Raw genomic sequence first — 8,302 nt, forward strand, 5'->3', positions numbered from 1 at the left:
CCAGCGAATTTCCATGCCTTACCTCGCAAGACGGCCTCGCGTGAGGCCTGAATGAAGCGGGCCATTACAAGCGCCCCTCCTCGACAGCGTGGCACGCCACGCGAGTGCCGTCATCCTGTGTTTGCAATGCCGGAATCTCCTGCTTGCAGCGGGCGTTGGCATGGGGGCAGCGGCCATGAAAGACACAGCCGCTAGGCAGATTGACCGGCGTCGGCACTTCACCGGAGAGGCGAATGTGTTGGGGGCGGTCATCTTCCAGCCGAGGAATGGCCGACAGCAGCGCCTGCGTATAGGGATGGCGCGGCTTGGCAAACAGCGTGGCCGTGGTGGCGACTTCACACACCGTGCCCAGGTACATCACCGCCACGCGGGTGCCGAAGTGCTCGACCACCGCCAAGTCGTGGGTGATGAACAGGTAGGTGAGGTGGCGGTCACGCTGGGCGTCCATCAGTAGGTTCAGCACCTGGGCCTGGATCGATACGTCCAGAGCCGAGATGGGCTCATCGGCCACGATGAATTCCGGGTCCACGGCCAGCGCCCTGGCGATGGCGATGCGTTGGCGCTGCCCACCGGAAAACTCATGGCCAAAGCGCTTGCCCCAGTCCGGGTCGATGCCCACCGAGCGCATCACTTCTTCCACCTTGTCGAGAATCTGCTGACGGTTCCAGTCTGGGTGGTGCAGGCGCAGCGGCTCTTCCAGCGTCTGCTGGATCGTCATGCGCGGGTTCAGCGACGCGTAGGGGTTCTGGAAAATCATCTGCATGCGCTTGCGATAAGGCAGCAGTTGACGGGTGGAGAGATGGTCGATGCGCTCGCCGCCGTAACGAATTTCGCCTTCGGAGGGGGTAATCAGCCCCATCACCGTGCGTGCTACGGTGGATTTACCGCAGCCGGATTCGCCGACTACGCAGAGCGCTTCGCCACGCTTGATCTCCAGGTTGACCCCGTTGATGGCGTGCACGTACTCCTGATGACGAACCAGCTTGCCGCCCTTGAAGCGCAGCTGCTCGAGAAAGTCGCCCGATAGCGAAAAGCGCTTTTTCAGATCGCGTATTTCCAGCAGCGTATCGCTGGCCGTAGCGGGAGCGGTCGTTGGGCGTGTGTCGGCCTGGGCATTCATAGGCTCTCCTCCTTCAGGCGGCGATCTTCGAGCATTTCAGCCACCATATGGCAGGCAACGCGGCAGTTGCCTGACTCCACGAACGTGGGCACCTGCTGAGTACACGCCGGGCGCGGCTGACCGTCGCTGCGCAGGATAAAGTCGCAGCGGGGATGAAACGCGCAGCCGGTGGGCAAGTTGGAAAGCGACGGCATGCTGCCCCGAATCTGATTCAGTTTTTCGCCGGGGGTGGCCATCTGGGGCAGGGCGTTGATCAGCCCCTGGGTGTAGGGGTGCTGGGGGTCATTGATGATTTCACGGGTCGGCCCCTGCTCGATCACACGGCCTGCGTACATGACCAGCATGCGCTGGGTGACCTGGCTGACGACGCCCAGGTCGTGGGTGATCAGGATCAGGCCCACGTTGTGCTGCTCGCAAAGCTCCAGCAGCAGCGCCATGATTTCCGCCTGGATGGTGACGTCCAGCGCCGTGGTTGGCTCATCGGCAATGATGATGTCGGGGTCCAGCAGGAGCGCAATGGCGATGATGATACGCTGGCGCATGCCGCCGGAAAGCTCGTGGGGGTATTGGTCCAGGCGCTTTTCCGGCGACGGGATCTGCACCTGCTTGAGCTTGTCCAGAGCAATGGCTCGGGCCTCGCGGGTGGAGATGCGGCGGTGCGCTTTCAGACACTCGACCATCTGCTCACCGATCGAGAGCACCGGGTTGAGGGTCATCATCGGGTCCTGGAAAATCATCGAGATACGATTGCCGCGCACCTTGCGCAGGCCCCGCTCGGACATGGTGTTGAGGGTTTTACCCTCGAAGGTGATGCTGCCACCGGCAATGAATCCGGGCCGTGAAATCAGGTTGAGCAGTGAAAAGGCCGCCACCGACTTGCCCGCGCCGGATTCACCGACGATGCCTAGCCGTTCGCCCCGCTCCAGAGTGAAGTTGACATCCCGTAAGGCGCGGACTTCACCCTGACGCAGGGCAAAGCGAACATCCAGTTGTGAGACTTCAAGAAGTGCCATGGTGTCTTCAGCCTTTATACAGTCGTGGGTTCATGACATCGCGCAGCCAGTCGCCCAGCAGATTGATCGACAGCACCAGCACCACCAATACCGCGCCGGGCATCATGGTGATCCACCAGGAGCCGGATTGAATGTAGTCGAAGCCCGCCTTGATCAACGAACCCAGCGACGGGTGGGTTTCCGGCATGCCCAGCCCCAGAAACGACAGCGCCGCTTCGGAGATGATCGCGTTGGCGATCTGAACGGTGGAGATGACGAAGATCGGCGACAGCGTATTGGGAAGCACATGACGGAACATGATGCGTCGGCTGCGCAGCCCCATGACGCGGGCGGCGTCCACGTACTCCTTGTTCTTCTCTGCCAGTACCGATGCGCGCACGGTACGCGCATACTGCGGCCATTCGGCGAGTCCGATGATCAGAATCAGCATGAGCACGGCGTACTGGCTGTAGAAGGCGCTGCCCATGGTGGCTTTCACCACGGCACCGACCACGATGGCCACCATCAGCGTCGAGAACGACAGCTGAATGTCTGCCAGGCGCATCAGGAAGGCATCGACTCGCCCGCCCAGATAACCGGCCATCAGGCCAAAGGTCACGCCCAGCAGGGCTTGCAGTGCCACCGCGCCAAAGCCGATCAGCAGCGATACCCGCGTGCCGTACAGAATGATCGACCACAGGTCGCGCCCCTGGGCATCGGTGCCCAGGGTGTAGCGCTCGTCGGCTCCGTCGATCCAGAACGGCGGCAGTTCCGACGACATGATGTCGATCTGGCGCAGGTCGTAGGGGTCGGTAGGGGCCAGCAGTGGCGCCGCGAAGGCCGCCACCACCAGGCAGATGAACACGGCCAGGCAGAGCTGAGCGGTACGGTCGCGCTTGAAGCTGTACCACAGGAAAGAGTCGCGCAAGCGCTCCCAGCGGCTGGGGGCTGAGGGAGGAGTGGACGTTGTCATGCGGGCTTACCAGTCAGTTTAACGGTGGGATTCACGAAGCCGTAGATCAAATCCACGATGGTGTTGGTCACCACGAAAATGACCCCGACGATCATCAGATAAGTGACGATCAGCGGAATGTCGGCGTGGTTGATGGCATCCAGGAACATCAGTCCCATGCCCGGCCACTGGAACACGGTTTCGGTCAGAATGGTATAAGCCACCATGGTACCGATCTGAACGCCCCCCACGGTAATCACCGGGAGCATGGTGTTTTTCAGCGCATGCACGAAGTAGACCCGGCGCATGGAAATACCCTTGGCGCGGGCATACTTCACGTACTCCGATTGCAGTACTTCCATCATTTCGGCGCGGATCAGGCGGATGAACAGCGGCAGCATGATGGAGGCCAGCGAGACTGCAGGCAGCACCAGATGCTTGATGCCGTCCCAGGTGACCAGGTTGGTATCCCAGTGGCCGACCACGTGGACCAAATCATAGCCACGGCCAAAGGAGGGCATGTTGCCCTGGGTAGAGAGCGCGCTGTTCAGCCAGGCGCCCCAGGCGGTGCCCTCCGGGAACAGCGAAACGGTCATGCCAATGGAGAAAATCTGGATCAGTACGATGGCGGTCAGGAACACCGGTATCGAAATGCCGATGATCGAGGCCCCCATGAAAAAGCGCGAGATGGGCGAGCGCGGTTTGATGGCGCTGTATACCCCGATGGGAACAGAGAACAATACGATGATCAGCGTGGCCGCGAACACCAGCTCGAGGGTAGCAGGCAAGTGGCGAGCAATCACCTCCAGCGCCGGTTCACGGTAGAAATAGGAGTAGCCGAAATCGCCCTGAAGGGCGTTTCTGGCGAAGCGTGCGTATTGCACCAGGAAGGGGTCGTTGAGCCCCAGCCGTTCGCGAATGGCTTCACGTTCACTTTCGGGGACCGACTGTCCGACCATCTGCTGTACAGGGTCACCCAGGTTATCCTGGATGGCGAAGGCCAGTACACTGATGACAAACATCACCAATATTGCGTGCATCAGCCGCTTGATTAGAAAAGCAATCATGGCGTACGCCACCTGTGTGGAAAGTTTCACTAAACATCAGGGCAAGGCATGACGCTGCCCGGCGGGTCGCGTCATGCACGACGCTTCGCCCTCCTGAATCCTGGAGAGCGAAGCGTCCTTGCGTGGGTTATGTCGTTAAGGGGTGATTAACGCGTAATCACCAGATCGCCCAGGTAGGGGAAGTCGGTGGCGTTGACCACCGGCTCGATGTCGATGCCGTCAGCGGCGGCATAGGCCAGGTTCTGCCAATGCAGCATGATGAAACCAACGTCTTCGTACAGCATGGCTTCGGCTTCACGCAGCATTTCACCGCGTTTTTCCAGATCGGTCTCACTGTCGGCCTGGGTTACCAGCGCATCGATTTCTTCGTTGCAGTAGCTGCCGTAGTTGTACTGACCGGCACCGCTCTCGGTGTCGATGCAGAACGACAGGTACTGGAAGAAGTTGGCGGTGTCTTCGGTGTCCGAGTGCCAGCCGATCATGGCAATGTCGGATTGACGCGTGTCGTACTCCGGCCAGTACTGGGCCAGCGGCATGGTGCGCAGGTTAACGTTGATGTTGATACGCGCCAGCATGTTGGCTACGGCCTGGGCAATCTGCGCATCGTTCACGTAGCGGTTGTTCGGGGCGATCATGTCGACGCTGAAGCCCTCTTCGTAGCCCGCTTCCGCCATCAACTCCTGAGCACGCTCCAGATCGTAACGAGGTACCAGGTCCGGGTTATAGCCGGAGTAGCCTTCCGGTGAGAACTGACCCGCGGGCGTTGCAAAGCCGCGCATCAGGCGCTCGGCAATGCCTTCCTGGTTGATGGCCAGGTCGACGGCCTGACGCACGCGTGCATCCTGGAACGCCTCGACGCGCTCTTCATTCAGCTGGAAGCCGATGATACGCGTACCGGGGATTTCAACCAGATTGGCGCCTTGTGCATCGCGCACACGGTCCAGGTCGTTGGGCGGTACGGCATCGATGAAATCGACGCCACCGGACAGCAGGGCCGCCACGCGGGAGGCGTTTTCGGCAATCGGCGTCAGCACGATGCTGGTCACGTTACCTTCGCTGTCGGTGTCCCAGTAGTCTTCAAAGCGTTCGAAGTCGACGCGAACGCCCTGGCGACGGTCGGTGACCACGAAGGGCCCGGTGCCGGAAACGTTACGCGATGCAAACGAGTTGCCTGCCTTGACGATTTCCGCCTTGTCGTTGCCGTCGTCGGTCTCGCCCGTGTAGAACTCGCTGTCCATGGGGAAGATGTAGGTGGCCAGGTTCAACAGCAGCGGGTAAGGCTCGGTGGTGGTGATTTCGATGGTGTAGTCATCGACCGCTTCGGCGCTGGCGATCGGCTCGAAAATGGCGCGATAATCCGGACTCTCTTTCAGGCGCTCGATGGTCCAGACCACGTCCTTGGCGGTGAACGGATTGCCGGAATGGAAGGTAACGCCTTCACGCAGGGTCATGCGTACATGGGTGTCGTCGATTTGTTCCCACTCGGTGGCCAGACGCGGTTCGAACTGGAAGTCCTTGGTCCAGCGCACCAGGGGGTCGAATGACAAATGCGAGAAGCGCAGGACACCGCCAGAAAGCTGTTCGTGCAGGTCGAGGGTTTCAGGGTCGGCCGAGTAACCGATGCGCAGGGTTTCTGCACTGGCAGTCAGCGGCAGTAGTGCGGTGCCTGCCATGGCAGCACCCACGACAGTGGCCAGTAGTGTCTTTTTCAGCGTCATGATCGTTCCCATGTGTATTGTTTATTGTTCGTTTTGTCGACGGATGGCCCATCCACAAAACAGACACGGTCAGCTCGTAAGCTATCCTGACAACATAGAGACAGGTGGTTGTGACACACAATCGAAATAATGACAGGCCTCATTCATCTACTGAATGATCGGGGCTGGCGCGGCCGCCACGGCATCTGCTGTAAGACTAAAGTCGTGATCATGCGGTCGTGCAAAAGTGCCCGGCAGGTAAGCCACAAGGGAAAGGTAATGAAAATACAAGGTGTTAAACCGTTACTAATGACTGTTTTGCTGGCCATGACAGGCTGGGCGGCTGCCAGCGAGCTAGCTGCAGGGATCACAGGGACGCTGGATGGAGAGGACCAGCAGTGGTTTATCCTCGATCCCAGCAGCGAGCCCAGTGCCACGTTCATCGAAGAGGGAGACCGTTGGGTGGTGGAGATGACCGGCTACCGGGACCCGGAGAAATGGGCGGCCCGAGATGCGCTGGTCATTCAGTTGGTGCTGGCCGACGAGCGGCTCACCGATGCCCGAGTGCTGCACCTGATCGGCGATGCCGTTCACCCGCCGTACTACACGGCCAGCTATGACGAGCTGACCGTGGTGCTTGCTCGGGTGGAGCGCGAAGGCAGCTGGTTACATCTTCAGGGCACCCTCGAGGGGCTGCTGGCGCTACAGCATAGCCCGGAGGCTGACCCTCTTGTGGAAGAGGGTGTTAGCCTGGCCGTCACGTTCGACGTGACGGCCCGCAAGGTCGAGTTTTGACGTGGCAGGTACTAAGGCACCAAATCAGGCCCCAAAGCGCTGATGTAGCCAGCGATTGATCTCATCGGACTCATACAGCCACTCTTCACGACCGTCTTCATGGGCGATGCGCAGGCAAGGCACTTTGACCTTGCCGCCGCCTTCCAGCAGGGCCTGCTTGTGGTCCGGGTCCAACTGGGCATCGCGCAGTTCGATCTTCAAACCAAGCCGCGCCATCTCCTTGCGTACCTTGATGCAGAAAGGGCAGCTACGAAACTGATACAGCGCCAATGCCTCACAGGCCGCGTCGACCTCAGCCTGCTCCTCGGCGCTGCGCTCCACCGAGCGCGGCGTGGAGAGTTTTTCCGACACTAGCATCACCGGGGCCAGCAGCACGCGAAGGCCACGGAAAAAGTAACGAACGATAATGCGCATGATAAAAGCTCCTCTCGCCAGCGCAGCGGGGTGTTTAAGGCATGATAGGTGCCGCATCCTGCATCAAAAGCCACCCGTTGTCACTTTCCTGCCCTGATACCGGGTGTCGCGAAGGGAACCAGATGAGCTGGCGTCCCGGGCATGATAATCTTTCCCCTAATGTATGCATTTAGGCTGATATTTCAGTCCGTTGTCAGGGTCATGGAAGGAGCGCTCGCCCATGCGTTTACATGTGATTGGTATCTGCGGCACCTTTATGGGCAGTCTTGCGCTGCTGGCCCGTGAGTTGGGGCACGAGGTGAGTGGGTCGGATGCGAACGTGTATCCGCCCATGAGCACTCAGCTCGCCGAGGCGGGCATCACGCTGATGGAGGGGTATCGCGCCGACAACCTGCAGGGCCCGTTGGACCTGGTAGTGGTGGGCAACGCTCTCTCACGCGGTAATCCGGAAGTCGAGGCGCTGCTTGATAGCGGCCTGCGCTACACCTCGGGTGCCCAGTGGCTAGCGGAGTACGTGCTGCCGGGCCGCCGGGTCATTGCCGTGGCGGGCACCCACGGCAAGACCACCACGGCCAGTCTGTTGGCCTGGCTGCTGGAGAGCGCAGGCCTGGAGCCCGGCTTTCTGATTGGCGGTGTGCCGCGCAACTTTGGCGTGTCGGCCAGGCTAGGAGGCGCAGCAGCACCGTTCGTGGTCGAGGCGGACGAGTACGATACGGCCTTTTTCGACAAGCGCTCCAAGTTCGTGCACTACCGCCCGACGATCGCCGTGATGAACAACCTCGAATTCGACCACGCCGATATCTTTCCCGACCTGGCCGCCATCGAACGCCAGTTCCACCACCTGGTGCGTACCGTGCCAGGCAAGGGGCATCTGCTGGTGGCTGACCAGCAGCTCGCGCTGGATCGTGTGCTGGCCATGGGCAGCTGGAGCCCGGTCACCCGCTTTGGCAGCGAGTCCGACAGCCAGTGGCAGCTGCGTCTGGAGCATGCCGACGCCAGCCGCTTTCAGGTGCTGTATAGCCGTGAGCAGGACGAGGAGGACGGCGTGGTGGAGTGGTCGCTCACGGGGGAGCACAACGCTCGCAATGCTTTGGCCGCTTTGGCGGCCGCACGGCTGTGCGGGGTGAACCTGCCGCGTGCCTGCGCGGCGCTGGCACGCTTCCAGACGCCCCGTCGTCGCCAGGAAGTGCGTGGCGAGGTCAACGGCATTCAGGTGATCGACGACTTTGCCCACCATCCCACGGCCATTGCCGCCACGCTGCAGG

At 60.8% G+C, this 8,302-nt stretch carries 8 protein-coding genes; 2 read left to right on the top strand and 6 right to left on the bottom strand.

Features of this window, described 5'->3' with window-relative positions; all coding sequences use genetic code 11:
* Positions 1-64: 64 nt before the first annotated feature.
* The 5 genes from B7L71_RS14990 to B7L71_RS15010 all read right to left on the bottom strand — a co-directional run bounded on the left by B7L71_RS14990 (position 65) and on the right by B7L71_RS15010 (position 5,849).
* Positions 65-1,120 (bottom strand): ABC transporter ATP-binding protein, encoded by a 1,056-nt coding sequence (locus B7L71_RS14990; protein ID WP_016914118.1) that lies wholly within the window; start codon positions 1,118-1,120, stop codon positions 65-67.
* Complete coding sequence (locus B7L71_RS14995) at positions 1,117-2,133, bottom strand: ABC transporter ATP-binding protein (protein ID WP_081138905.1); 1,017 nt, start codon at positions 2,131-2,133, stop codon at positions 1,117-1,119. Before B7L71_RS14995 ends, B7L71_RS14990 begins: the two co-directional genes overlap by 4 nt.
* A 7-nt stretch (positions 2,134-2,140) precedes the next feature.
* Positions 2,141-3,085 carry an ABC transporter permease gene (locus tag B7L71_RS15000; RefSeq protein WP_081138906.1) on the bottom strand — a complete coding sequence of 315 codons (945 nt, stop codon included), beginning with the start codon at positions 3,083-3,085 and terminating at the stop codon, positions 2,141-2,143.
* The gene (locus tag B7L71_RS15005) at positions 3,082-4,131 is read right to left on the bottom strand and encodes an ABC transporter permease (protein WP_016914115.1); all 1,050 of its coding nucleotides are present in this window, start codon (positions 4,129-4,131) and stop codon (positions 3,082-3,084) included. Before B7L71_RS15005 ends, B7L71_RS15000 begins: the two co-directional genes overlap by 4 nt.
* Before the next feature lie 146 nt (positions 4,132-4,277).
* Entirely contained in the window at positions 4,278-5,849 is a 1,572-nt protein-coding gene (locus B7L71_RS15010) for an ABC transporter substrate-binding protein (RefSeq protein ID WP_081138908.1), read from the bottom strand.
* 288 nt (positions 5,850-6,137) lie between these two features.
* Between B7L71_RS15010 and B7L71_RS15015 the strand changes: the two genes are divergently transcribed.
* Positions 6,138-6,623 carry a hypothetical protein gene (locus B7L71_RS15015; RefSeq protein ID WP_081138909.1) on the top strand — a complete coding sequence of 162 codons (486 nt, stop codon included), beginning with the start codon at positions 6,138-6,140 and terminating at the stop codon, positions 6,621-6,623.
* A gap of 24 nt (positions 6,624-6,647) precedes the next feature.
* Here the strand turns inward: B7L71_RS15015 and B7L71_RS15020 are convergent, their stop codons facing one another.
* Positions 6,648-7,037: a glutaredoxin family protein gene (locus B7L71_RS15020; protein WP_016914112.1), complete on the bottom strand. Its 390-nt coding sequence runs from the start codon at positions 7,035-7,037 to the stop codon at positions 6,648-6,650.
* Positions 7,038-7,257: 220 nt separating this feature from the next.
* On the opposite strand from B7L71_RS15020, the gene mpl reads away from it, so the two are divergent.
* A partial coding sequence (mpl, locus tag B7L71_RS15025) for a UDP-N-acetylmuramate:L-alanyl-gamma-D-glutamyl-meso-diaminopimelate ligase (protein ID WP_081138911.1) occupies positions 7,258-8,302 on the top strand: 1,045 nt, incomplete at its 3' end.

The sequence above is a fragment of the Halomonas sp. BC2 genome, assembly GCF_002078115.1.
GTDB classification, from domain to species: Bacteria; Pseudomonadota; Gammaproteobacteria; order Pseudomonadales; family Halomonadaceae; genus Vreelandella; species Vreelandella stevensii.

Bases quoted from the DNA above. Each gene is read 5' to 3' on its own strand.
- B7L71_RS14990 (WP_016914118.1), bottom strand. From the start codon at position 1,120: ATGAATGCCCAGGCCGACACACGCCCAACGACCGCTCCCGCTACGGCC.
- B7L71_RS14995 (WP_081138905.1), bottom strand. From the start codon at position 2,133: ATGGCACTTCTTGAAGTCTCACAACTGGATGTTCGCTTTGCCCTGCGT.
- B7L71_RS15000 (WP_081138906.1), bottom strand. From the start codon at position 3,085: ATGACAACGTCCACTCCTCCCTCAGCCCCCAGCCGCTGGGAGCGCTTG.
- B7L71_RS15005 (WP_016914115.1), bottom strand. From the start codon at position 4,131: ATGATTGCTTTTCTAATCAAGCGGCTGATGCACGCAATATTGGTGATG.
- B7L71_RS15010 (WP_081138908.1), bottom strand. From the start codon at position 5,849: ATGACGCTGAAAAAGACACTACTGGCCACTGTCGTGGGTGCTGCCATG.
- B7L71_RS15015 (WP_081138909.1), top strand. From the start codon at position 6,138: ATGACTGTTTTGCTGGCCATGACAGGCTGGGCGGCTGCCAGCGAGCTA.
- B7L71_RS15020 (WP_016914112.1), bottom strand. From the start codon at position 7,037: ATGCGCATTATCGTTCGTTACTTTTTCCGTGGCCTTCGCGTGCTGCTG.